The sequence below is a fragment of the Bradyrhizobium sacchari genome (genome assembly GCF_002068095.1).
Taxonomy (GTDB): domain Bacteria; phylum Pseudomonadota; class Alphaproteobacteria; order Rhizobiales; family Xanthobacteraceae; genus Bradyrhizobium; species Bradyrhizobium sacchari.
In genome coordinates this window covers 124,641-146,589 of the sequence record NZ_LWIG01000010.1, presented here as the reverse complement: position 1 = coordinate 146,589, position 21,949 = coordinate 124,641, and the positions used below count along the sequence as shown (strand labels likewise).

Sequence of the window (21,949 nt, the reverse complement as noted above, 5' to 3'; positions counted from 1 at the left end):
GAAGACAGCAGGCCGGGGAGTTACGAGATGTTCAGGAAACTATCCATCGTCGCATTTGCCGCCGCGCTCGCCGCGGCCCCGCTGCCGGTGCTGGCGCAGAGCAAGAAGGACAGCGTCGTCATGGCGATGACGCTGGAGCCACCGGGGCTCGATCCGACCAACGCTGCGGCGGCCGCGATCGCCGAGGTCACGCTCTACAACGTCTACGAGACGCTCACCAAGATCAACGAGGACGGCTCGGTCTCGCCGCTGCTGGCGGAGAGCTGGACCGCATCTTCCGATCTGAAGACCTATACGTTCAAGCTGCGCAAGGGCGTCAAATTCCACAATGGCGAGCCGTTCGATTCCGCGGCGGTGAAGTTCTCGTTCGAGCGAAATGCCGCGGCGACCAGCACCAACAAGGACAAGAGCCTGTTCCAGGCGTTCGAGAAGGTCGAGGCGCCCGACGCGGACACCGTCGTGATCACGGTGAAATATTCCGAGCCGAACCTGCCGTTCCTCCTCGGGCAGGCGAGCAGCTCGATCGTCGAGCCGAAGAGTGCGGCGACCAATGTCACGCAGCCGGTCGGGACCGGGCCCTACCAGCTTGGGGCCTGGGCCAAGGGCTCCTCGATCACCCTGAACAAATGGGCAGACTACCGCAACGCTTCCGCGATCAAGCTGTCGAAGGTGACGATCCGCTTCATCTCCGATCCGGCCGCCCAGGCCGCCGCGCTGCTCTCGAATGACGTCGACGCATTTCCGCGCATCGCGACCCGCGTCGTTGCTCAATTCAAGTCCGATCCGCGCTTCACGGTGCTGATCGGCGGCTCCAGGGCCAAGACCATCGTGGCGATCAACCACCGCAAGAAGCCGCTCGATGACGTCCGCGTTCGCCGCGCCATCCTCGCTGCGATCGACCGCAAGGCCTTGATCGACGGCGCCGTCGAGGGTTTCGGCACGCCGATCGGCAGCTTCTACACGCCGGGGTCGCCCGGCTATGTCGACACCACCGGCATCAACCCCTACGACCCCGAGAAGGCCAAGAAGCTGCTCGCGGAAGCGGGCGTCACCACGCCGCTCGAGCTGTCGCTGAAGCTGCCGCCGCCGCCCTATGCGCGGCAGGGCGGCGAGATCGTCGCGGCCCAGCTCGCCAAGGTCGGCATCGTCGCCAAGATCGAGAACGTCGAATGGGCGCAGTGGCTGTCGCAGGTGTTCGGGCCCACCGGTCCGCACAATTTCGACCTCACCGTCGTCAGCCATGTCGAGCCGTTCGACCTCGTCAAGATCACCGAGCCGGACTACTATCTCGGTTACAACAACGATGCGTTCAACGCGCTCTACAAGCAGATTGTCTCCACTCCGGACGAGGCCAGCCGCGCAAAACTGCTCGGCGATGCCCAGCGCATGCTGGCGACCGACGCCGTCTCCGCCTACCTGTTCCAGCCGCAATGGCCGACCGTCACCAACAAGAAGCTGAAGGGCGTCTGGAAGGAAGTGCCGCAGTTCGAGAACGATTTCTCGACCTGGTATTGGGAGTAGGGGGCGGCGCGCGCCGCCATCATCCTCAGAGCCCGCCAGCGGCGGGCGTCTCGAGGATTCGTTGCGGGCGAACTCTACTTTTCATATGCGATAGCTCTAACGCGCCTGTATCCCAATTCCCACACTCGCGCGCAAACAGCATTCGTTTGTCGCTTTTCGAACAGACGGAAAAAGCCCGCTCCGCTCCAATTCCCCAACAGTTAAAGCAGCCGGTTGGGGAGACGTGGGGATGGCTCACTACCGAGCTTACCTTTTGGATCAGGACCATCGCGTTATAAGCGTGGCCAAATTGCAGTGTGCCGACGAGCAGGAAGCACGAGAACGCGCTGCGCAACTGGTTGATGTCAACGACGTCGAGCTATGGCAGCTCGACCGCCGTATTGCGGTATTTGAGGCGCCCACGAGCCGAACCTCGCAGGCTGCGGGAAAAGGAAAGCCCTGGCGTCCGAAAGAGAAATGATGCGTGCGCGCCAGTGCACGAATCCCGCGAGTTGAATTCGCGGGCACAACCCCTCAGCCGGCGCCGCCGCGCCATCCGCGTATTTTTTCGGCGGGGTGCTTCCGCTCCCTGTAGGGAACTTGCGCGATCAATCATCGCCGTGCGGCCGCTTGATTTAGATCAAGCACGAGCGCGCGAAATGCCAAATGCATGCGCTGGTGCCGTCGCCGTTGGCGCGGACCTCAAAAGCCAGCGGATCGATGGCGCCTCACCATCAGGAGGAAGCTCATGGTTCGCTATGGTCTGATTGGTTTCGCGGCAGCTATCCTCGTCGCTGCCAGCCTGGTGCCCGATGACGCGTTTGCCCGCCGTGGTGGAGGCGGCGGCTTTCATGGCGGCGGCATGCGCGCCGGTGGCTTTCACGGCGGTGGCATGCGTGCTGCCCACGTTCGGGGGGGCGCCGTTCATGCCGGACGCATCCACGGCGGTCGCGGTTATCGCGTGGCCGGAGGAGCTCGGCCGTCGCATCCGATAGCAGGCCGCCCGATTGCAGGTCGACCCGGCTATCCGGGGCGTCCGGTGGCTGGTCTCCCGGGGCGTCCGGTTGCCGGCTATCCCGGCTACGGCCGCGGCTACTACCGTCCGGGCTATGGTGCTGCCGCGGTTGGCGCCGCCGCTGCCTACGGAGCCTACGGTTACTACAACAATAATAGCGGCTGCTACTACGACACTTACGGCAGCTACGTCTGTCCGGGCCAAAATCCGTACCGGTATTGAGAAGACCGGGTGAGCGCGGACGGCGGTGACCGAGGCCGCCGTCTGCTCCCGGCTTTCGCGCCGCCGATTGTTCCAGATCGAACGTCTCGAGCGCTTTCTTCTCTGGGTCTCAGGATGGGCACGCGCGATACATCGCATGCAGCGGGTTTCCGCGGAGGAATATGGTTCGCGGCGTCAATCCGCCGCGATGGGCGATCCAGCGCCGCACCGGTGCGGGATACATGAGATACATCATTCGGGTCGCGCCGGCGTTCGTGACAGCCCGTCCGCGAGGACCAAAATCCCACGCGGCGTGGAACGCCAGCTCGGCCCGCGAGGTCACGCAGATCCTTTCGGAGGGCAGGGTCGCCAGAACAATGGTGCAGGCCGACGCGCAAAAGCCATCGATGATGACGCGCTGGCCCGAGGCGCGCAGCCGCTCATATTTGTATATGTACTTCCCGATCGATCCACCGCGATCGTTCGTGATCCGTATGGCGGCATCGCCCGAGCGCGATCCGGCGACCATGAGTGCTGCGATGACGAGCCCTGCCCAACGTTTCATCCCAGGCCCCTGCGCGTTGCCTGATCAACCCTCCCGAGTCAGGCTTCGGTTGGCTTGATCCAGATCAACCAACTCGAAAATGAGCCGGCATCGGCGCCAGGTTCCCGCTCTCGCGGATGACGGCGTGGAATGGCGCGCCGCTCGCCTCGGTGCTACCGAACACGGGATGGAGACGCGATCAACTTTTGACGCCCGCCAGGCGATTTGTCAGGGAGATTGTCCCAATTGGGCTGCGTGCTCGACTTGATGTCGTCGAACCCCAAAGTATCTAGATTTAAAATCGGGAGTACTGATTTGCCAGATTGCGGCTCTCGCGGGGAGTAAGCAATGAAGGAAATGCAGGCCCAGCTAGAACTGCTCCGCGCGCAGATCGATGAATGCGAGCGACTTCAGAAAACTGCCAAGAACCAAATCAAGCGCGACACATTCACGAGATTGCTCGCTCGCTACAGAGCTATCGCCGTGGAGTTGGAGCGAGCAATAGCCATCATGCCGCCGGCTCGCGGCACTTTCCTGGACCGCAAAACCAAAGAACCCCGTCCGAAAGAACAGTAAGGACTATCTGAACTGGCAGCCTCTACGTGCTCGTATGCGACGTGTTGGCCTGGCGCGAAGCCGACGTCTCCAGATCGTCCGTTCGCCGGCTAGAGCTGACAGGTTGGCGGACGACTGACAAGTCTGCTGGAGCACAGTCCGATTTGCTCTCTCTCTCTCTCTCTCTCTCTCTCTCTCTCTCTCTCTGCAAATAACGCCGCGGCCTCGTGTCGGCTCGCGGTGGCTGCGTTGAACGTCACTGGATTGCGCCAGTTGTGCTCGAACGATTTGAAGTCGTAACGAGGTCGAATCACGTCCCGAAGGTGAAAATTAGTTCTGCGCTATAATCGTGATGACTCCGTCGCAAAAAAAGAAAATAAGGTGCAAAAAACAAAAATAGCTGGGAGGAGAGAATGGACAGTGCGAGTCGCCTGCGCGCGATGGCATCGCTGTGCCGTCAGACAGCCGCGCAGCATCCTGATCGAAGTTGGAAGCTGCTCGCCGAAGCTGAGTATTGGGAGCATTTGGCCAACGACGCGTCGCTCGATCATTTCGAGCTTCGCCAAGTTGGCTCACCGCTTCATGGCGAAGGCAATATCACACCACCGACCGCGGCCCTCGCAGGGAGAGTTCACGACAGAATAGTTTGTTAGCTTCTATGTGCCTAACTAGAAGACGTGCCGATTACCGCCGATGCGGCACATTGGAATGGGAATGCCGGCCCCGGCTGTTACCCCATCCTGCGGCTGGGGCCGTTTTTGAATTTTCAAACCTCCAACTACAACCATCTTTAGAGGCCGCGTTATAGCGCCATTTGGAATGGGTATCGTTTCTTGGTTTGATCGAGCGAGCGCTGTTCTGTGGCCGCAATAGGCGTGCGCCTCGTTTATCAGACAACGCCCTGCCAGGGACTGAGGCCCAGCTGCACGTCAACGCCGCCGCGCCATCGATCAAGCCCCTTTCACGCGGCAGTGCCTCCCACAGGACGGGAAGACGACGTTCGGAATTCGGAATAATAGCATTATAGCCCTGTGTTGCCCGACGTGTCAAAGGGGGGGTGGCCGCCATCGGTGTAAGCCGTTGATTGTGTTATCCCCGGCTACTGTGCATGGGGTTGTTTTTCCATTTTGACGTTCGGCTACGCCGCCGCCGGCAAATCCGGGTCGGCGATCGCTCCCGCAACACGTACCCGTACCCGCAGCGCATTCCCCGGCAGATAGGCGATCGGCATGTCCTCGACATCGACGGTCTTGAGGCTGTCGCGCGCAGCACCTGCCTGCACCGCGCGATCCGCCGCAATGTCGCGGGCGGCTGCGATCGCGTCCTCGCGGCTGAGATCGCGGAACACCTGGTCGGCCTCGCCGGAGACCTGCGCGATCGCCGCGCCGACCGCATTGGCGCAGTCGCCATGCGGCACGCGCACGATCTCGGAGATGCCGGGCAGGCGATCCGGCACCAGGAAGGCGCCGCCGCCGACCGCGAGCAGTGGCACGTCGCCGGCCTCGGTCTTCATGCGGTCGATGTCCTCCTCCAGCTTGCGCCAGGCATCGCGCAGCGCTGCCTCGATCAGGCGCTTCGGCAAGCTTGCGACGCGCGAGCGGTCGCCGATGTCGATGAGGCCGGCGGCCACCGCAATGTCGGTGGCGGTGAGGCGCGCGCCGCCGAATACCAGTGCATCCGACGTCAGGCGGTAGCCGACGCTGAGCGGGCCGACGCGCACCGGGTCTTCTTCGACATGGCTGCCGCCGCCGAGCCCGATCGAGAGCAGGTCGGGCATGCGGAACAGCGTGCGCACGCCGCCGACCTCGACGACCGCATTGGCCTCGCGCGGAAACCCGTGACGCAGCTGGCCGATGTCGCTGGTGGTGCCGCCGACGTCGACGACCATGGCGTCGTCGAGCCCGGACAGATGCGCGGCGCCGCGCATGGAGTTGGTGGCGCCGGAGGCAAAGCTCATCACCGGGAAGGCGGTGGCGATCTCGGCCTGCATCACCGTGCCGTCGTTCTGGGTCAGGAACAGCGGCGCATCGATGCCGCTGTCGGAGATCGCCTTGCGGAAGGCCGCGACCGTGGTGACGGCGAGGTCATGCAGGGAAGCGTTGAGCAGCGCGGCATTCTCGCGCTCGAGCAGGCCGATGCGGCCGAGATCGTGCGAAAGCGTCACCGCGACATCAGGGCAGATCTCGCCGAGGATCTCACGCGCGGTGGTCTCGCAGGACGGGTCGAGCGGGGAGAAGCTCGAGCATACCGCGACGGAGCCCAGGCCCGCATCCTTGATCTTTCGCGCGGCGCTCTTGAGGCCGGCGATGTCCAGCGGCATGAATGGGCGGCCGTCGTAATCGTGGCCGCCTTCCAGCATGAAGATCTTGCCCTTGACGAGGGATGCAAGGTCCGTCGGCCAGTCGCAGAACGGCGGCAGCGAGGCGCTCGCGGGCATGCCGATGCGAATCGCGCCGATCTTCTGCACGTGGCGGCGCTGCACCACGGCGTTGATGAAATGCGTGGTGCCGATCACCACTGCATCGACCTTCACCGCGGCAGTCGGCTCGGCGCGTAGCGCTTTGAGTGCATCGAGGATGCCCGAGGTGACATCGGCCGTGGTCGGCCGCTTGACGGAATGGACGACCTTCTCGTCGACGATCAGCACGGCGTCCGTGTTGGTGCCGCCGACATCGATGCCAATACGCTTCATGGGATGTTAAGCTCCGACTGTTGCGGGCGAGAAGAGGGAACGGAAGTCGAGGTCGTAGCCGAAGGCGCGCGGGCCGACGAATTCGAGACCGCGGGGGCTCGTCAGCACCGGCGGTGCGGGCAGGGCGACTACGGTGACGCGCTGGCCGTAGCGGATGGTCTCGGTGCCGATGCCGTGGCCGTTGACGCTGTCGAGCACGCAGATCAGGTCGGGAGAGGTCGCGATCGCTTCTTCGTCGCGCCAGGCCACGATCCATTCGTTCTGGAACGAGAGCTTGAGGCTGGTGCCGCGATCAGCGTCGCTGCCGTCGACCATCGCCGTGCCGCGCAAGAATCCTTCGGTGGTGCGGCGGGCGACGTCCACGATCTTGCCGGTGAACAGTTTCTTGCCGCCTTCAGTCGCGAGGAGCGCGGCAATCGGATTCTCGTGGCGGCGGTTCGCCTCCTGCACGGCGCGGCCGATGCGGATCGCCTTGGTGGTGGTGAAGTGGATGCCCCAGTCCTTGACCTCGCGCCCGGTGCGCGGCGCCTTGCTGGTCGAGGCGATCGAGCCCATCTCGACGCAGATCTTGCGGCTCGCCCGCTCCATCCATTTCCAGCTCGGCACCTTGGTGACGACGGCTTCGATGCCACGGGGATCGTAGAGCGTGCAGGGATAGGGGCGTAAGTCCCCGATCGCGACCGAGGTCATCTGCGCCTCGGGGAAGGCGCGGCCCATGCAGTCGGCATCGACCACGGGAATGCCGAGATGGGCAGCCGCCATCAGCGCCTGCACGCCGTTGCCGCCGCCGATCTCCACCGACATCACGGCGCGGAACTTGATGTTGTTGATCTCTTCCTGCATGCGCACGGCGCGTGCGATGTTGCGGCTGTCGGCGAGGCGCTCCTGTCCGACCAGTGGCGCGCCCATGTTCGAGACCACCGCAACCCAGTCCTCGTCGTCGAGATCGAGCGGGGACATCAACTGTACGCGATGGCCTTCGGCATAGAGCCGGCGCAGATTGAGCAGGCCGAGATAGGGGCTGCCGCCGCCGCCGGTGCCGAGGATCCAGGCGCCGACCGCGAGTGCCTCGATCTCCTCGAGGCTGATCGTCTTCAATTCCACCGTGCTCACGACACCAGTTCCTCGACGATGCGGGCCGCGGCAGCAATGCCGAGGATCACGGGGCCTGGATAGGCCTTGCGAACCCGCGCCTTGTTGGCGCTGGTGTAGCTGATGCAGTCCATCACCACGAGATCGGGTTCCAGATCCGCCATGGTGCGCGCGGCCTCGTCAACGGCAGCGTCGTCCGAACCGGGGCGCAGCGTGATCCCGACGACCTCGACGCCCTCGCGCTGCCACTTCTTGTCGATTAGCGCGGTCTGCTCGGGCAGCGGCGAGAACACGCCGAGCCGGCCCTTCGGCAGCACGGCCTCGACGAGATTGTGCAGGATGGTCGAGGGCAGGATGACGAGGCCGTCAGCGGCGAGGTTGGGGAATTTGCCCGTACACGCCATCAGCGTCACGCCGACGCCTTCGTGCTTGAAGCGCGTGATCTGCTGGCTCGCGCGCCGCTCCACTTCCTTCTTGCTGATGGTGACACCGTCGCCGCTCGGCAGCAGCGTAAACAGCGTGTCGTAGCCGTCCATCGGCGGAATGGCGTCGATCTCGGCGCGGCTCATGCCGTCGAGTGCGCCGCGCAGCTCGATCTGGATGCCTGGCGACAGCACCGCGGCAATCTCCGAGGCGACGGTGGGGCGCGGGCTCTGGCCGATCACGACCACTCCGATGCGCTGGTGTTTCAATGGCATGTTCATGTCTGGACTAGTCCTTCAAGACGACGAGATCGGCCGGCGTCCATTCGAGTGTGACGCCGTCGCCTGGAACGAACAGGCGGCTCGTGCCTGCATTGGGTTGCTGCACGAGGACGCGATGGGCACTCTCGAGCGTGACACGGTAGAGCACGGCGCCGCCGAGGAAATTGGTGTTCTCGACGATGCCGTGAGCGGAGCTGCCGGCTGCGGTGGCGGCGTCGGTGCGCGTGATGAGGCGAATCTTTTCGGGGCGCAGCGCCACCGAGAGCACGCCGGTGCCTTGTCCCTCGGTCGGCGGGAGTGCCAGGATCAGGCCCTTGCCGACGTCGAGCGCCGAGGCAACCGTGCTGGTCGTGGTGCGCTCGCCGCGGAAGATGTTGGTGTCGCCGATGAAGTCGGCGACGAAGCGCGTGGTCGGCTGGTTGTAGATCTCTGTGGGCGTACCGACCTGCTCGACGCGGCCGCCGTTCATCACAGCGATGCGGTCGGACATCGCCAGTGCCTCTTCCTGGTCGTGGGTGACGAAGACCAGGGTGAGGCCGAGCTTCTTCTGCAGCTGCTTGAGCTCGAACTGCATCTGCTGGCGCAGCTTCTTGTCCAATGCGCCGAGCGGCTCGTCGCAGAGCAGGACGCGTGGTGCGATGACGATGGCCCGCGCAAGCGCAACACGCTGCTGCTGGCCGCCGGAGAGCTGGGCCGGGCGGCGGTCTTCGAGGCCGGAGAGCTCGACCATCGCGAGGGCCGCCTTCACCTTCGCCGTGATGGTCGCCTTGTCGAGCCCGCGCATGCGCAGGCCGAAGGCGACGTTCTCCGCGACGGTCCGATGCGGGAACAGCGCGTAGTTCTGGAACACCATGCCCATGTCGCGCTTGTGCGCGGGCACATGGGTAATGTCGGCGCCGTCGACACGGATCGCGCCCGAGCTCGGCGTCTCGAAGCCGGCAATCATACGCAGCGTCGTGGTCTTGCCGCAGCCGGAGGGGCCGAGCAGGGAGAAGAACTCGCCCTGCCTGATGTCCATCGCGACCGCGTCCACCGCGCGGACGCCGCCGTCATAGACCTTGCTGACGCCGGCGATCTCGATCGATGCGCTCATGCGCGGAAGATCCGGTTGACGCGCTGATCGATCTCGTCCTTGCGCTCATTGTACCACTTCCAGTCGACCTGGATCAGCTTGGAGACCTTCTCGGGCGTGGTGAGCAGCTTGGCATCGTACTTGGCGTCGAGCTTCACTTTTTTGTTCGCGGGCGAATACCACACGGTCTCGGCGAGGCGCTTCTGCACCTCCGGACGGAGCATGTAGTTCACATAGGCGTTGGCGAGCTCCTTCATCTTGCTGCCGGGCGTGATGGTCAGGACCTGCTCCAGCGACAGCACGCCCTCGCTCGGCGAGACGAAATCGGTCGGCTGGTTCTGGCCGTCATAGCGGTAGATGCCGGAATCGTGGATGACGCAGAGGCCGACTTCGCCTGAGAGAAGCATCTTCTCCATCGCGCCGGTGAAATCGACGATCTTGATCGGCTTCAGCTTCTCGAGTGCCGCGTAGGCTGCGTCGAGATCGGTCTGGCCCTTGCCGAACAGCGTGCCGCACATCATCAGGAAAGCCTGGCCGAGGCTGTTGACGGGAATGACATAGCCGCCACGGACGCCGTTATATTTTGCGTCCCATAGTTCCTTCCAGGAATTGACGCTGCCATAGCCCTTGTCGGTACGCATGCCGAGGCCGATGGCGCTGGTGAAGATGGAGACGCCGACGATCTTGTCGCTGACAGCGTAGGGATAGACGTCCGCGAGGTTCGGCACCTGCTTGGGATCGATCTTCGGCTCGACCAGGCCCATCTCCGCGGCGGCCCACTGTTCGTTGGAATTGGTGTGCATCACGTCATAGATCGGCGCGGAGCGCGAGCTCGCCTGCAGTTTCGGCAGATACGGAAAGGCGGAATCGATCTGGAGCTTGCACTTGAACTCGCTCTCGAAGGCGGGGCCGATCTCGGCCTTCATGATCTCGCCCCACTTGCCGCCCCAGCCGGTGATGCGCAGGGTCGGATCGTCGGCGCGCGCGACGTAAGGCGCGGCGATGGTGCCGATGCCGAGCGAGGCGCCCGCGGTCAGAAAGCGGCGGCGGCTGAGCGGTCCCAAAGCTTTCATCATGTGTCGAATCCCTGGTTACTATGAGCGGCTATAATTTGACGTAGGAGCGCAGGCCGACCGTGCGGTCGAGCCCGATGACGACGACAAAGGCGAGCACGATCGAGACCACCGAGGCAGCGCCGATGGTGCCGTCCAGATCGAACTTCAGGTAATTGAACAGCGTGACCGGCAGCGTCTCGTTGCCCGGCGAGACCAGGAACAGCGACACCGGGAACTGGTCGAACGAGACGATGAAGGCGAAGATCGCACCGGCGAGCACGCCCGGCTTGATCAGCGGCAGAGTTACCTCGAAGAAGGTGCGTACAGGGCTTGCACCGAGATTTTGCGCAGCCTCTTCCAGGCGCATATCGAAATTATGCAGCACGGCGAGTGTGGTTCGCACCACATAAGGCAGCGTCACCAGCGTGTGACCGGCAACGAGGCCCCAGGTCGGACGGCCCACGTCGAGCAGCACATAGGTCTGGAACAGCGCGAGGCCGGTGAGGATCGCCGGCAGCATCAACGGAGAGAGCATGGTCGCCACGATCAGCCGCGTGCCCGGCAGATTGCCGCGCGCGAGTGCCAGCGCTGCTGATGCGCCGAGGAGTGTCGCCGACAGAGTGGTGAGCACGGCGACTTCGAGGCTGAAGCCAAGCGCGTGCATGAAATCACGCGAGGCAAAGAATTTCTCGAACCAGCGCAAGGAGACCCCGACCGGTGGAAACTGGATGAAGGGCGTCGGGTTCAGTGCGAACACCACGACGATCGCGATAGGTGCCAGCAGGAAGACCAGGATGGCGATGTTGATCGCGAGATAGAGGTAGCGGCCGTAGTGCCTGATGGGCCCGGGAGTCCGCACGGATGCCGCCTGCTGTGCCACCGGGAGCGATGCGCTATTCGAGGCAGCGGTTTGCATCATCGCCTCACTGCAATTCGCGCTGGCCGGAGACGAGGCCGAGCGCGCGGTTATAGGCTATGACGAGCATGAGCGAGATCACGAGCAGCACGATGCCCAGTGCCGCGGCGAAACCGACGTTGAAGTTCGCCGAGATCTGCTGGTAGATCAGGATCGGCAGCGTCATGATCTGGAAGCCGCCGAGCAAGATCGGCGTGACATAGGCGCTGATCGCGAGCGCGAAGACCAGCAGCGAGCCGGCGAGGATGCCAGGGAGGCTGAGCGGCAACGTCACTTCAAGGAAGGCGCGCAAGGGACTGGCGCCGAGATTTTCCGCGGCCTGCTCCAGCCGTTCGTCAATGCGGCCGATGACGCCGGTCAGCGTCAGCACCATGAAGGGCACGTAGATATGGACGAGGCCAACCACGATGCCGGTCTCGGTGTACATCAGCTTCAAAGGCTGGGAGATGAGGCCGAGCGACATCAGCGTCTGGTTGACCACGCCCTTGTCGGACAGCAGCGTCATCCAGGCGAAGGTGCGCACGACGATGCCGGTCAGCATCGGCGCCAGCACCGCCATCAGCAGCAGCGCGTGCCCGGCTCTGCTCTTGATCCGCGCCATCCAGTGCGCCAAGGGATAGCCGATCGCGAGCGCGACCAGCGTGGTCACGAGCCCGATCCGGATCGTGGTCCAGATCACTTCGAGATAATAGGGATCGCCGACCATGCGGGCATAATGGCGCGTGGTGAATGCGACCTTTGGCATCACCACGGGATTGCCGGTGAGGACGCTCATCAGCGCCATCAAGCCGATCGGCAGGAAGAAGAACAAGGCAAACATCAGTGCGCTCGGGAGAATGAAGAGCGCAAGGCCATTGGGGCGCGTGGTTGTTGTGCTGCTCATCGCGTCCCCGTCTGGATGCGCGCGGTATCCTGATCGAGCGGATCGCCGGTCAATCGTCGTAGTTTTGCGGCCATTGCCGCCAACTCGCGGCGGACATTGGCGCGCTCGGCGGGGGTGGTGGCCTGGACCGAATAGGACACGGCGATGCCGATCATCTCGCCGGTCTCGCCGCTCTTGAGCGCAAAGCCCTGCGAGCCGACGCCCTCGATGGATTCATCGGCCGCTTCCGACACGCCGGTGCGGCGGATCTCGTCGAGGCGCGCGAGCAGTTGCTTGAAGTTTTGAGGCGAGTTGCGCGGCAGCTTTGGATAGGTCGCGGGCACGCGGACGCGGATGTCCTCATCGGAGAGACGCGCCAGCATGGCGCGGCCGTTCGAAGTCGCGAGTGCTGGCGTACGCTGCCCGGGCGGATTGACGACGCGCAGGGGATTCGAGCCCGGCACGATCCGTAGCACGACCTGCTCAAAACCGTCGAGCACGGCGATGTAGCCGGTATGGCCGGTGCGCGCGCAGACCTCGCGCAGCTCGCGCTCGGCCATGCTGATGAGATCGTCATGGGCGCGATGCAGCCGGCCGAGCTCGAAGGTGAGCAGACCCGGGCGGTAGCGGCGGGTGTGCGGGTCCTGCTCGAGCAGGCCGCAGTCGCGCAACGAGCGCAAGAGGCGCGACGTCGAGCTCTTCGGCTTGCCCGTCAGCGCCATCACATCTGCAAACGACAGATCGGGCCGCGCGCCGGAAAAGCAGCGCAGAATCTCGATCGCGTTGGTCAGAGCGCTCATGCAGGCGGGCCCTAGGCAGTTCCAAATTCCGGAACCTAGTCCCAAATTCTAAGCCTGGCGCGGAAACGGGCAAGCGGAAATTTCCGGCAGTCTGGCGCCCGATTGCGCACTGCGGCAGGTCGCTTGTTGAATCTCGAAAACGGCGCACCGCGCTCGGCGGTGCGCCGCTTCTTGTCTGGTGTCAGGCTGCTGCGGCGGCGATGTTGCCGATCCAGTCGCGCGCAAGCGTCACGTCGGCTTGCGACAATTGATGGCCCGCCGGCAGGACCTTATGGGTCACGCTCGCACCCGCTTTCGTCAGCAGTGCTGCCAGACGCGCCGAGTTGCTCGCCGGCACGATGGGATCACCCTGCCCGGACAGGAGCAGGACAGGCGTGCCACCGAGCTGCGCTTCGGGCGGATCCGAGAGCGGCACCATCGCACGCAGCAGGATCGCGCCTGCAAGCACGTCCGGCTTCAGCAGCAGCAGCGCGGCGGCGATGTTGGCGCCGTTGGAGAAGCCGACCGCAAGAGGCGCAGCAATGCCGTATTGCTTCCGTGCTTCTGAGACGAAGTCGCCGAGCTCGAGCGCGCGCCGGCGTACGTCTTCCTCGTCGAACACGCCCTCCGCAAGGCGGCGGAAGAAGCGCGGCATGCCGTGCTCGAGCACGCGGCCGCGGGGCGAGAGCAGGGCAGAGCCGGGCGAGATCATCTTGCCGAGGCCGAGCAGGTCGTTCTCGTCACCGCCGGTGCCGTGCAGCAGCAGGAGTGGGGGTGAGCCCGCGCCGGTCGCTGGCTCGAAACGATGGATGAATGGAGTCTCGGTCATGACACGCTTTCTTCCAGGCTCGGCAGCACGTCCTCGATTTGCTTGCGATGCTGCTCGAGGAAGCTCGGCAGCTTCAGGTCACGTCCCAGCGTCGCGACCGGCTCGTCGACGGCGAAGCCGGGGATATCGGTCGCGATCTCGAACAGCACGCCGCCGGGCTCGCGGAAGTAGATCGAGCGGAAGTAGTTGCGGTCCCTCTGCTCAGTCGGGTGCAGGCCGTGATTGCTCACGAGCTTCTGCGCCATCTTGCCCTGTTCGGCGTCATCGGCCGCACGGAAGGCGATGTGATGCACCGAGCCGCCGCCCTGATGCCCGCGCAAAAAGCCCTTGGCCTCGTAAATGTCGACGACGCTGCCTTCGACATCGCCCGCGGCCTTGAAGCGGATCACGGAACCCTCGCGTCCGGTCTCCTTGAAGCCGAACACGTCGGTGAGCACGGCCGCCGTCTTCGCCGCGCTGTCGAGCAGCAACGTCACGCCATGGAAGCCGCGGATCGCGTGCTCGGCGGGCACGTCGCCATTGCTCCAGCCCGGTTCGTTCTCGGCGCCGGGAATGCCAACCAGCGCGAGCGCCATCCCGTCAGGATCGGTGAACGGCAGCACGGATTCGCCAAAGCGCTTCTCAAGCGCTTCGTATGCGATGCCTTTCTCGGTAAATCGCTGCGTCCAGTAGCCGAGCGAACGCTGAGGAACGCGGAAGGCGGTCTGATGGGTCTCGCCGACACCGCGGCGTCCGGCCGGCACGCCGGCCCAGGGGAAGAAAGTCAGGATGGTGCCGGGGCGGCCGGTCTCATCGCCATAATAAAAGTGATAGGTGCCGGGATCGTCGAAATTGACCGTCTTCTTGACGAAGCGCAGGCCGAGATCCCTGGTGTAGAAACCGAAATTCCTGATGGGGTCGCCGGCGATCGCGGTCACATGGTGCAGTCCAGACATTGTCGTCCTCCAAAAGCTCGGGGAGCGGTCTTGCTCTGGGTCGAAATATTGTTCCGCTTTGGATTGGAGACAATCCATGCAATTATGACGGCTATGTCTACGATTTGGAAACAATCGCCGAGGTCGGACCTTGGATAAGGTCGCCAGCCTCCGGGCCTTCGTCAAAGTGGTCGAAAGCGGCAGCTTTGCCGAGGCGGGCCGGCAGCTCAGGCTATCGCGCTCGGCGATAAGCAAATACATCGCCGACCTCGAGGAGAGCCTCGGCGTCCAGCTGTTGAACCGGACTACCCGCCACGCCAGCCCGACCGAGAACGGCCAGCGCTATTTCGAGCGCGCGGTCGTGATCCTCTCGGAGATCGAGGCTGCCGATCAGGCCGTGACGCAGTCCCAGTCGGCGCCGCGAGGGCTGCTCCGCGTCAACGCGCCGATGTCGTTCGGCACCATGCGGCTCGGGCCGGCGCTTGCCGATTTCATGGTGCGCTATGGCGAGCTTCAGCTCCAGATCGTGCTCAGCGACGATCTGCTCGATCCCGTCCAGGACGGTTTTGACGTGACCTTGCGGATCGCGGAGCTGGAATCCTCCAGCCTGATCGCGCGCAGGATCGTGCCTGTCCCGCGCATGATCTGCGCCTCGCCGGACTATCTCGCGCGGCATGGCACGCCAAAGCATCCGCAGGATCTGCGCGAGCACGCCTCATTGACCTACGGCTTCCTGCTGACCGGCAATCAGTGGAAGCTCACAGGCAGCGACGGCGATCACTGGATCCAGCCGGCGTGGTCGCTCTGCGTCAACAATGCTGAAGTGCTGCGCGACGTGGCGATCAAGGGCAGGGGGCTCGCGCTGCTGCCGGAGTTCATCGCGGCCGACGCTTTGAGGAGAGGCGAGCTGCGCGCGGTGCTGCAAGACTATTCCGCGCCGCCGCTCGCGCTCTATGCGGTCTATCCGCCGACGCGACATCTATCGGTGAAGGTGCGGCTGTTCATCGATTTCCTCGTCGAGCGCTTTGGTCGCGAGGAGGGGGCGTCAAGCCGATCGAAATGATCGGCCTGACCGCGCCGTCTATTTCTTGCCGTCGAGAAACTCGCGTACCGCCTTTACGGTCGCCGCCGGTTGCTCTTCCATCAGCCAGTGTCCGGCGTCGGGAATGACAACTTCGGTGACGTCGGTCGCGGCATTCCGCATGACGACAGCTTCCATCTTGCCGAACGATTTCCCGCCGCCGACCGCAAGCACGGGAATGGTCAATTTGGTCGCGATCGCCTTCTTGTTGTCCTCCGCGTCGGTGCGGATCGCCCTGAACTGGGCGAATGCGGCGCGCATGGCGCCGGGCCGTGCGTAGATCTCTGCGTAATGGCGGCGCGTCGCCTCCGTGACCTTCGAAGGCGTGCCCGCAAAATCATTCCAGAAGCGATCGAGATAGATCCGCTCGCGGCCTTTGACCAGCCGCTCCATGTCGGGGCCACCTAGATCGAAATGCCATAGCAGCGGGCCGCGGACGACCTCGTCCCACGGGGGCACGCCCGGCACGGGCGCATCCATGACGATGAGCTTCTCGGTGAAGTCGCGATACCGGGCGGCATAGGCGTAAGCCACCATCGTTCCGATGTCGTGTCCGACGACGACGGCCTTGTCGATGCCGAGAGACTGCAGGACGGCCCGCATATCGGCGGCCTGGGTCCATTTATCGTAGCCCCTGTCCGGCTTGTCCGAGAGGCCCATGCCGCGCAGATCAGGCACCACGACGGTGTGATCGCGCGCGAGGTCCTCGCCAAGCTTCGCCCACATGTCGCCGGTATCGCCGAAGCCGTGGATCAGGATCACGGCGGGACCCTGGCCGCCGACGCGCACGTGAAGCTGCGCGCCGTTGGCCGGGATGGTTTTCGTTTTGAAGGTGGAAGGGAAGGACTCGGTCTCGGCGTGCGCGGCGGGAGCGAGCAACATGAGAAGAATGGCGAGACATTGTGCGCGCACGGGCGCCTCCTATGGTCCTTGGTTTCAGTGGGCAACCGTACGCTGCTCAGCTGGTGCGAGCAGATCGTCCAGCGCGCCCATCGAGGCCTTCTGGAGCGCGGCGAGCGCGCGCGCGGCGTTCTGGCACTCGGGCATTGACATCGAGGGGGCCGCCAGCTCGACCGCACGACAGCGCTCGAGCAGGCTGACGAGGCCGAGCGCGCCGGCGGCGCTGCCGAGCTGGTGCGTGGACCGTGCGAGCTGCCTGTGATCGCCGCCAGCGGCAGCGTTGGCGATGTCCTCGATCAATCTTGCGCTGGTTTCCGCCAGCAAGTGGTGCAGCTTTGCGATTTGCGCCGCACCCAGCAGTTCCTTCTGGTCGTCGAGGAAATGCCGGTCGATCAATGCGCCCGCCGCGAGCTGCACTGGGGCGGGCTCGTCCTGGGTATCGTCCTCGAGCGCCTCGCGCAGGGCATTGATCAGGATCGGCTTGCTGACGATCCTGGCGATGCCTGCGCCGGCGAGCCGCTCGCGGGCGAGGGTGGAGACGTCGGCCGTCACGGCGACGATGCGCGGCCTCTTCGGCAAGCCGAGCTTGCCGATCCGCGACGCGGCCTCGACGCCGTCCATGTCGGGCATGTGCAGGTCCATCAGGATGACATCGAACGCGTGATCGCGGGCGAGCTCTATGGCCGATGCGCCGTTCCTGGCGATCGTGGGGTGGTGGCCGAGCCGGTTCAGGATCGCTTCGCCGACCTGGCAATTGACCGGATCGTCGTCGACCAGCAGCACGTTGAGCTGCCGCGATGGTGGCGGAAGCGTGCCTTGCGCGATACCGCTCGCGGCGGGGATGAGCGGCACATCGAGCGTGAACGTGCTGCCTACGCCCGGCGTGCTTTCTACCGTCAGCTCGCCGCGCATCAGGCGCGTGAGGCGCCGCGCGATCGCAAGTCCGAGGCCGGTGCCGCCGAACCGCCGTGCAATGCTGTCGTCGGCCTGGACGAAGTCCTCGAAAATCCGCTCATGCATGTCGGGCGCGATGCCGATGCCGGTATCGCGGACGGTGATGCGCACCAGGACAAGATCGTCGCGCCGTTCGGCGGCCGCTGTCAAAGCGATCCCACCACGCGGGGTGAACTTGATCGCGTTGCCGATCAGGTTGAGCAGGATGCGGTTGAGCCTGACCGGATCGCCGTGCACGGAGGTATTGACCGTCGCATCGCTGGCGAGATCGAAGGTCAGTCCCTTGTCGAAGGCCTGCGGGCGCATCAGATCGGCGGCGGCCTCGATCAGCTGGTCGAGGCGGAAGTCGCGCGTCTCCAGCGTCTCGGTCGTGGCCTCGAGGCGCGCATATTCCAGGATCGCATCGACCAGCGCGATCAGCGTTTCGCCCGATGCGGCGGCGGTGGCGAGATGGCGCCGCTGCACCTCGCCGAGGCTGCCGTCGTTGAGCAGCTGCAGCACGCCCATGACGCCGTTCAGCGGCGTACGCAGCTCGTGGCTGACGACCGCAAGGAAGCGCGACTTGGTCTCGTTGGCCTGAACGGCAATGCTGCGCGCGCGCTCGGCAGCGTCGTGCTCGGCCATAGCCTGATCGCGCGCCTTCTCCAGCTCGGAAGTCCGCTCGATCACCTTGCCCTCGAGCGTGGCATAGGAGTCGCGCAAGTGAGCGGCCATCCTGTTGAACTGGTCACCGAGTGCCTCCAGCTCGTCGCCGGTCCTGATCGCGAGTCTGAGGCCGAGATCGCCGCTTCCGATCCGCCGCGCGCCCTGCGTCAGCATCTGGATCGGCACCGTCATGCGCCGGCTGAGCCAGAGGGACACCAGCACTGCAGTGGCGAGCAAGGCGGCCAGAAGAAACGTGGAACGTCCGATCGACGCATAGATCGGGGCATAGGCTTCGCTGAGCGGAAGCTCGACGAAGACCAGCCAGCCGAGCGAAGGCACCGTCGCATAGGTCGATAGAACGCGTTGACCCGACAGGTCCTCCTTGACCAGGCCGCCCGAGGGCGGCCCCACGCCGTCGAGCGCGGCGCGTACGTCCGCGTGGCCGGTGAGATCGCTGCGGCGCAGCGCCGGCCACAGGTCCGGATGTGCGATCAAGACCCCCATGCGGTCGACCACATAGGCCTTGCCGGTGTTGCCGACCCTGATCCCGGCGACGAGGTCCCAGATGAAGCGCAGATTGACTTCGGCGACGACCACATTGGGCTCGCGGCCGGTCCCGCGGGTGGCGAGCGTCATGAATGGCTCGGTGTCGCCGAAGAAGTAGACCGGCCCGTAATAGGCCCGGCTGTCATTGGCGCCGCGGAAGGCGGGCGAAGTGGAAAGGTCGGCTTTGCTGCCGACCCTGTCCGCCACGCGGCGGGACACGCGCACCTGCTCGCGGCCCTGCGCATCGAGCTCGGCAATTTCCGCGATCGCGGGCGAGAGGCGCAGCAGGCGAATGGCGTTGAGGCGATCGTCTTCGTTGGTCGAAAGCTCCGGCGGCAGGCGCGAGAGCCATCTGATCTGGCTTTCGATCTGGCCGATGAACTGGCCGATCTGGATGGCCGCGCTTGCGGCCTGTTCGCGCTGGGTCGCCGCTAGGAGTTGCTTCTGCTCGCGATAGGAGAACCAGACGTCGAAGCCTGTGTTGATGGCGAGCGCGGCAAAGGCGAGGGCGACGATCGAGTAGAGATATTTCCGGAACAGCCGGCCGGGAGGCGTCAGCACATGCCCCTGGTCGACCTGCTCGTTCACTCGCGGATCTCGTCGGCGCGCGCGAGCAGCGTGAATGGTATCGTCAATCCGAGCGTGCGGGCGACCGTGCGGTTGATCAGGAGCTCGTATTTGCGCGGCGACTGCACCGGCAAATCCCCGGCCCTGGTTCCGCGCAGGATCAGGTCGACATAGTCGGCCGAGCGCACCTCCAGCGTCGGCCCGTAGCTCATCAGCCCGCCCGCATCCATGAAGTAGTGAAACGGATAGATCATCGGGACGCGATATTTCGCCGTTGCCGCGACGATCGCCTGGCGGTTCACCACCAGGAAGCTGTCGACGAGCGAGATCATCGCTGCCTTGGGCGACTCGGCAAAGCGGCTGACCGCCCCGTCGATCTCCGCTGCCTTGCCGATGGGGGCGAGGACCACATCAACCCCTGATGTTGCCGCCTCCTGCTCGAGTGAGTCGAGAAAGAAGCGCCCGGCCCGAGGCGTGCTCACCGGATTGAACAGGACGCCGACACGCGCCATGTCCGGCACGGCCTCCTTGATGAGCTGAAGCCATTTGCCGCCCATCTCGGCGGTGCTGCTGGTGAAGCCCGTGACATTGCCGCCGGGACGGGCGAGGCTCTCGACGAAGCCGTTACCGACGGGGTCGTTGGAGGTCGCAAAAACGATCGGGATCGTCTTGGTGGCCGCCAGCACGGCTGCGGTTTCAATCGTCGAGCCGGTCAGGATGACGTCCGGCTTGAGATCGATGAGCTCCTGCACGGCGGCGTTCAACTTGTCCGGTCCACCGAAGCTCGACCGGATTTCGAAGTGGAAATTGACCCCTTCGACCCACCCTCGCTGCCTCAGGCCGGCGATGAGCCCGCCGAGCCGCGTGGTCGCGGCTTCGGTCATGCTCCGTCTGGTGAGTTCGTCGTCGAGCGACAATGCCGTCAGCGTGGCGACGATCCGCATGCGCTCCGGCGTTGCGCCGAACCCAAGGAACGCCGCCGCGGTTGTGCCCGCAAGACGGAGGAAATCGCGGCGNCCGCCGGCACAGCGCGGGCAGAAGCGGGCCGCTCAATCATGAAATGTTTCGCAACAATTGTCCCTGACCGCGTGCATATCCCGAAAGGCTGGCAACCACAATTGACGAAAAATGCGCTTGTGAATGTTCGTTCGCAACCATGCGCAGCCCGATACCGTATGCCTGCCAGCCGAGAGAGTCGCGGTTTCGATCATTGTCTGATCCGTGACGTCTCGCAATGCCTTGTGGCATCGCGACATTTCCCGTCGCGGTCGCGACGGCTGTTCGGGGAAGCTAATTCGTGACTGTCCGCCAGAACCCCTCCGCGGAAAGACTCCGGATTGCTTCGCTTCCGCCTTCGCTCTCCGAGCTTCGGCGGACGAGGTGCCCGCAATGACGGAGGATGGTGCGGCGTCCTAGCGCCGCAGCGTGAACTCCGCTGCGCCGCGCCTACGCTCCCATTTCGCTTGCTCCAGCTCAGGCCGGTCGCATTCGACTTCCGGAGAGCCGATGCAAAGATAGGCGATGAACTTCCAGGTATCAGGCACGTCGAGAATGGCGTGAATGCGATCCGGGTTCAGAATCGATACCCAGCCAAGACCGATGCCTTCCGCGCGCGCAGCGAGCCACATTGCGGTGATCGCCGCGACCACTGAATATTCAGTCGTCTCCGGCATGGTGGCGCGGCCGAGGCCGTGACCGATGTCGCTGGTCTTGTCCGCGAACACGGCGAGGTGGCCCGGCGCCTGTTCGAGGCCCGACAGTTTTAGCGTAGCATAGCGCGCCGCGCGGTCGCCCGAGTAGCAGTTGAGCGCATCGGCGTTGCAGGCCTTGAAGTCCTCGATGACGGCGCGGCGTCGTGCGGCATCGTCGACGATCACGAAGCGCCAGGGTTGGCTGAGGCCGACCGACGGTGAAAGACAGGCCGTCTCGATCAGGCGATCGACGGCGCCATTCGGCAGCGGATCGTCGCGAAAGCGGCGCACGTCGCGGCGCCACACGAACAGCTCGTGCAATTGCCGGCGGAACGTGTCGTCGAATTCGACCATGAGATCAACGTCCCATCTGAAAGGCCGCGGCGACCAGCAGGATCAGGATCTCCCCCGTCTGCTCGAATGCGCCGAGAATGTCGCCGGTCTGCCCGCCNNNGGCGGTTGGCGAGCCGCGCCAGCGCAAGCCCGGCAAGCGATAGCAGGATCAGGCCGATCAGCGCCTTGCCCGGCCCCAACGCCACGGCGAGCACGAGCGTTCCAACCGCGAAGGCGATGGCGACGCTGCGGCCCGGCGGCGATCCAGCGCTGGCCGAGAGGCCGTCAGGCCTCGCCGGCGGCACCAGCGACATGAAGGCCGGCACGCCCGCGCGTGCAGCAGCGTGCGCAGCGCAGAGCGCCAACGCGACGGCCGAGGGACTAGCAATCGTCGCGAGCGCGCTCCAGCGCAGGCCGAACGACAGAATCAGCGTGCAAGTACCATAAGTCCCGATCCGGCTGTCGCGCATGATCTCCAGCTTGCGCTCCCGCGTTCGGCCAC

22 protein-coding genes and 2 pseudogenes are annotated in these 21,949 nt (G+C 64.6%); 6 read left to right on the top strand and 18 right to left on the bottom strand.

Going from position 1 to position 21,949, the window contains the following annotated elements; all coding sequences use genetic code 11:
- The first annotated feature begins 27 nt into the window (after positions 1-27).
- Together A5906_RS14280 and A5906_RS14275 are read left to right on the top strand one after the other, a co-directional pair.
- Positions 28-1,521, top strand: coding sequence for an ABC transporter substrate-binding protein (locus tag A5906_RS14280; RefSeq protein ID WP_080135826.1), 1,494 nt, complete (start codon positions 28-30; stop codon positions 1,519-1,521).
- 229 nt (positions 1,522-1,750) lie between these two features.
- Positions 1,751-1,981, top strand: a complete 231-nt coding sequence (locus A5906_RS14275; RefSeq protein ID WP_080136112.1) for a hypothetical protein — start codon at positions 1,751-1,753, stop codon at positions 1,979-1,981.
- 159 nt (positions 1,982-2,140) lie between these two features.
- Here the strand turns inward: A5906_RS14275 and A5906_RS46380 are convergent, their stop codons facing one another.
- Complete coding sequence (locus tag A5906_RS46380) at positions 2,141-2,428, bottom strand: hypothetical protein (RefSeq protein ID WP_430642385.1); 288 nt, start codon at positions 2,426-2,428, stop codon at positions 2,141-2,143.
- On the opposite strand from A5906_RS46380, the gene A5906_RS14270 reads away from it, so the two are divergent.
- Positions 2,363-2,737, top strand: coding sequence for a hypothetical protein (locus tag A5906_RS14270; RefSeq protein WP_430642382.1), 375 nt, complete (start codon positions 2,363-2,365; stop codon positions 2,735-2,737). The two genes, A5906_RS46380 and A5906_RS14270, sit on opposite strands and share 66 nt — an antisense overlap.
- Positions 2,738-2,846: 109 nt before the next feature.
- Here A5906_RS14270 and A5906_RS14265 read toward each other — a convergent pair whose 3' ends face one another.
- Positions 2,847-3,281, bottom strand: a complete 435-nt coding sequence (locus A5906_RS14265; protein ID WP_080135824.1) for a hypothetical protein — start codon at positions 3,279-3,281, stop codon at positions 2,847-2,849.
- A 327-nt stretch (positions 3,282-3,608) separates the two neighbouring features.
- Here A5906_RS14265 and A5906_RS14260 point away from each other — a divergent pair, with 327 nt between their 5' ends.
- A complete protein-coding gene (locus A5906_RS14260; RefSeq protein WP_080135823.1) occupies positions 3,609-3,836 on the top strand; it encodes a hypothetical protein in 228 nt (75 codons plus the stop codon).
- Positions 3,837-4,228: 392 nt separating this feature from the next.
- Entirely contained in the window at positions 4,229-4,468 is a 240-nt protein-coding gene (locus A5906_RS14255) for a hypothetical protein (RefSeq protein WP_080135822.1), read from the top strand.
- A gap of 485 nt (positions 4,469-4,953) precedes the next feature.
- On the opposite strand, the gene A5906_RS14250 is transcribed toward A5906_RS14255, so the two are convergent.
- The 10 genes from A5906_RS14250 to A5906_RS14205 all read right to left on the bottom strand — a co-directional run bounded on the left by A5906_RS14250 (position 4,954) and on the right by A5906_RS14205 (position 14,751).
- A complete protein-coding gene (locus tag A5906_RS14250) occupies positions 4,954-6,507 on the bottom strand; it encodes a hydantoinase/oxoprolinase N-terminal domain-containing protein (RefSeq protein ID WP_080135821.1) in 1,554 nt (517 codons plus the stop codon).
- Positions 6,508-6,513: 6 nt separating this feature from the next.
- A complete protein-coding gene (locus tag A5906_RS14245; RefSeq protein WP_080135820.1) occupies positions 6,514-7,620 on the bottom strand; it encodes an S-methyl thiohydantoin desulfurase family protein in 1,107 nt (368 codons plus the stop codon).
- On the bottom strand, positions 7,617-8,303 hold the full coding sequence (locus A5906_RS14240; protein WP_080135819.1) for an AroM family protein: 687 nt from the start codon (positions 8,301-8,303) through the stop codon (positions 7,617-7,619). Before A5906_RS14240 ends, A5906_RS14245 begins: the two co-directional genes overlap by 4 nt.
- Positions 8,304-8,310: 7 nt before the next feature.
- The gene (locus tag A5906_RS14235) at positions 8,311-9,396 is read right to left on the bottom strand and encodes an ABC transporter ATP-binding protein (protein ID WP_080135818.1); all 1,086 of its coding nucleotides are present in this window, start codon (positions 9,394-9,396) and stop codon (positions 8,311-8,313) included.
- Positions 9,393-10,451 (bottom strand): extracellular solute-binding protein, encoded by a 1,059-nt coding sequence (locus A5906_RS14230; protein WP_136615223.1) that lies wholly within the window; start codon positions 10,449-10,451, stop codon positions 9,393-9,395. Before A5906_RS14230 ends, A5906_RS14235 begins: the two co-directional genes overlap by 4 nt.
- Positions 10,452-10,479: 28 nt before the next feature.
- Entirely contained in the window at positions 10,480-11,349 is an 870-nt protein-coding gene (locus A5906_RS14225) for an ABC transporter permease (protein ID WP_080135817.1), read from the bottom strand.
- Positions 11,350-11,353: 4 nt separating this feature from the next.
- On the bottom strand, positions 11,354-12,229 hold the full coding sequence (locus A5906_RS14220) for an ABC transporter permease (protein WP_080135816.1): 876 nt from the start codon (positions 12,227-12,229) through the stop codon (positions 11,354-11,356).
- Positions 12,226-13,008, bottom strand: coding sequence for an IclR family transcriptional regulator (locus A5906_RS14215; protein ID WP_080135815.1), 783 nt, complete (start codon positions 13,006-13,008; stop codon positions 12,226-12,228). Before A5906_RS14215 ends, A5906_RS14220 begins: the two co-directional genes overlap by 4 nt.
- 181 nt (positions 13,009-13,189) lie before the next feature.
- Complete coding sequence (locus A5906_RS14210; protein WP_080135814.1) at positions 13,190-13,816, bottom strand: alpha/beta hydrolase; 627 nt, start codon at positions 13,814-13,816, stop codon at positions 13,190-13,192.
- Positions 13,813-14,751, bottom strand: coding sequence for a ring-cleaving dioxygenase (locus tag A5906_RS14205; RefSeq protein WP_080135813.1), 939 nt, complete (start codon positions 14,749-14,751; stop codon positions 13,813-13,815). Before A5906_RS14205 ends, A5906_RS14210 begins: the two co-directional genes overlap by 4 nt.
- Positions 14,752-14,881: 130 nt before the next feature.
- On the opposite strand from A5906_RS14205, the gene A5906_RS14200 reads away from it, so the two are divergent.
- Positions 14,882-15,793: a LysR family transcriptional regulator gene (locus A5906_RS14200; RefSeq protein WP_080135812.1), complete on the top strand. Its 912-nt coding sequence runs from the start codon at positions 14,882-14,884 to the stop codon at positions 15,791-15,793.
- An 18-nt stretch (positions 15,794-15,811) separates the two neighbouring features.
- Here A5906_RS14200 and A5906_RS14195 read toward each other — a convergent pair whose 3' ends face one another.
- From A5906_RS14195 to A5906_RS44400, 6 genes and pseudogenes are all read right to left on the bottom strand, one after another.
- A complete protein-coding gene (locus A5906_RS14195) occupies positions 15,812-16,693 on the bottom strand; it encodes an alpha/beta fold hydrolase (RefSeq protein ID WP_080135811.1) in 882 nt (293 codons plus the stop codon).
- Between the two features lie 54 nt (positions 16,694-16,747).
- Positions 16,748-19,444, bottom strand: coding sequence for a hybrid sensor histidine kinase/response regulator (locus tag A5906_RS14190; protein ID WP_080135810.1), 2,697 nt, complete (start codon positions 19,442-19,444; stop codon positions 16,748-16,750).
- On the bottom strand, positions 19,441-20,307 hold the full coding sequence (locus A5906_RS14185; protein WP_245326742.1) for an ABC transporter substrate-binding protein: 867 nt from the start codon (positions 20,305-20,307) through the stop codon (positions 19,441-19,443). Before A5906_RS14185 ends, A5906_RS14190 begins: the two co-directional genes overlap by 4 nt.
- A 528-nt stretch (positions 20,308-20,835) precedes the next feature.
- Positions 20,836-21,468 (bottom strand): 5,6-dimethylbenzimidazole synthase, encoded by a 633-nt coding sequence (bluB, locus tag A5906_RS14180; RefSeq protein WP_080135808.1) that lies wholly within the window; start codon positions 21,466-21,468, stop codon positions 20,836-20,838.
- A gap of 4 nt (positions 21,469-21,472) precedes the next feature.
- Positions 21,473-21,565: pseudogene (locus A5906_RS44405) on the bottom strand (adenosylcobinamide-GDP ribazoletransferase); the annotation flags it as partial.
- A gap of 3 nt (positions 21,566-21,568) precedes the next feature.
- Positions 21,569-21,949: pseudogene (locus A5906_RS44400) on the bottom strand (adenosylcobinamide-GDP ribazoletransferase); the annotation flags it as partial.

Bases quoted from the DNA above. Each gene is read 5' to 3' on its own strand.
- A5906_RS14250 (WP_080135821.1), bottom strand. From the start codon at position 6,507: ATGAAGCGTATTGGCATCGATGTCGGCGGCACCAACACGGACGCCGTG.
- A5906_RS14220 (WP_080135816.1), bottom strand. From the start codon at position 12,229: ATGAGCAGCACAACAACCACGCGCCCCAATGGCCTTGCGCTCTTCATT.
- A5906_RS14255 (WP_080135822.1), top strand. From the start codon at position 4,229: ATGGACAGTGCGAGTCGCCTGCGCGCGATGGCATCGCTGTGCCGTCAG.
- A5906_RS14240 (WP_080135819.1), bottom strand. From the start codon at position 8,303: ATGAACATGCCATTGAAACACCAGCGCATCGGAGTGGTCGTGATCGGC.
- bluB (WP_080135808.1), bottom strand. From the start codon at position 21,468: ATGGTCGAATTCGACGACACGTTCCGCCGGCAATTGCACGAGCTGTTC.
- A5906_RS14195 (WP_080135811.1), bottom strand. From the start codon at position 16,693: ATGTTGCTCGCTCCCGCCGCGCACGCCGAGACCGAGTCCTTCCCTTCC.
- A5906_RS14235 (WP_080135818.1), bottom strand. From the start codon at position 9,396: ATGAGCGCATCGATCGAGATCGCCGGCGTCAGCAAGGTCTATGACGGC.
- A5906_RS14230 (WP_136615223.1), bottom strand. From the start codon at position 10,451: ATGATGAAAGCTTTGGGACCGCTCAGCCGCCGCCGCTTTCTGACCGCG.
- A5906_RS14265 (WP_080135824.1), bottom strand. From the start codon at position 3,281: ATGAAACGTTGGGCAGGGCTCGTCATCGCAGCACTCATGGTCGCCGGA.
- A5906_RS14225 (WP_080135817.1), bottom strand. From the start codon at position 11,349: ATGATGCAAACCGCTGCCTCGAATAGCGCATCGCTCCCGGTGGCACAG.
- A5906_RS14210 (WP_080135814.1), bottom strand. From the start codon at position 13,816: ATGACCGAGACTCCATTCATCCATCGTTTCGAGCCAGCGACCGGCGCG.
- A5906_RS14215 (WP_080135815.1), bottom strand. From the start codon at position 13,008: ATGAGCGCTCTGACCAACGCGATCGAGATTCTGCGCTGCTTTTCCGGC.
- A5906_RS46380 (WP_430642385.1), bottom strand. From the start codon at position 2,428: ATGAACGGCGCCCCCCCGAACGTGGGCAGCACGCATGCCACCGCCGTG.
- A5906_RS14205 (WP_080135813.1), bottom strand. From the start codon at position 14,751: ATGTCTGGACTGCACCATGTGACCGCGATCGCCGGCGACCCCATCAGG.
- A5906_RS14185 (WP_245326742.1), bottom strand. From the start codon at position 20,307: ATGACCGAAGCCGCGACCACGCGGCTCGGCGGGCTCATCGCCGGCCTG.
- A5906_RS14275 (WP_080136112.1), top strand. From the start codon at position 1,751: ATGGCTCACTACCGAGCTTACCTTTTGGATCAGGACCATCGCGTTATA.
- A5906_RS14270 (WP_430642382.1), top strand. From the start codon at position 2,363: ATGCGCGCCGGTGGCTTTCACGGCGGTGGCATGCGTGCTGCCCACGTT.
- A5906_RS14280 (WP_080135826.1), top strand. From the start codon at position 28: ATGTTCAGGAAACTATCCATCGTCGCATTTGCCGCCGCGCTCGCCGCG.
- A5906_RS14260 (WP_080135823.1), top strand. From the start codon at position 3,609: ATGAAGGAAATGCAGGCCCAGCTAGAACTGCTCCGCGCGCAGATCGAT.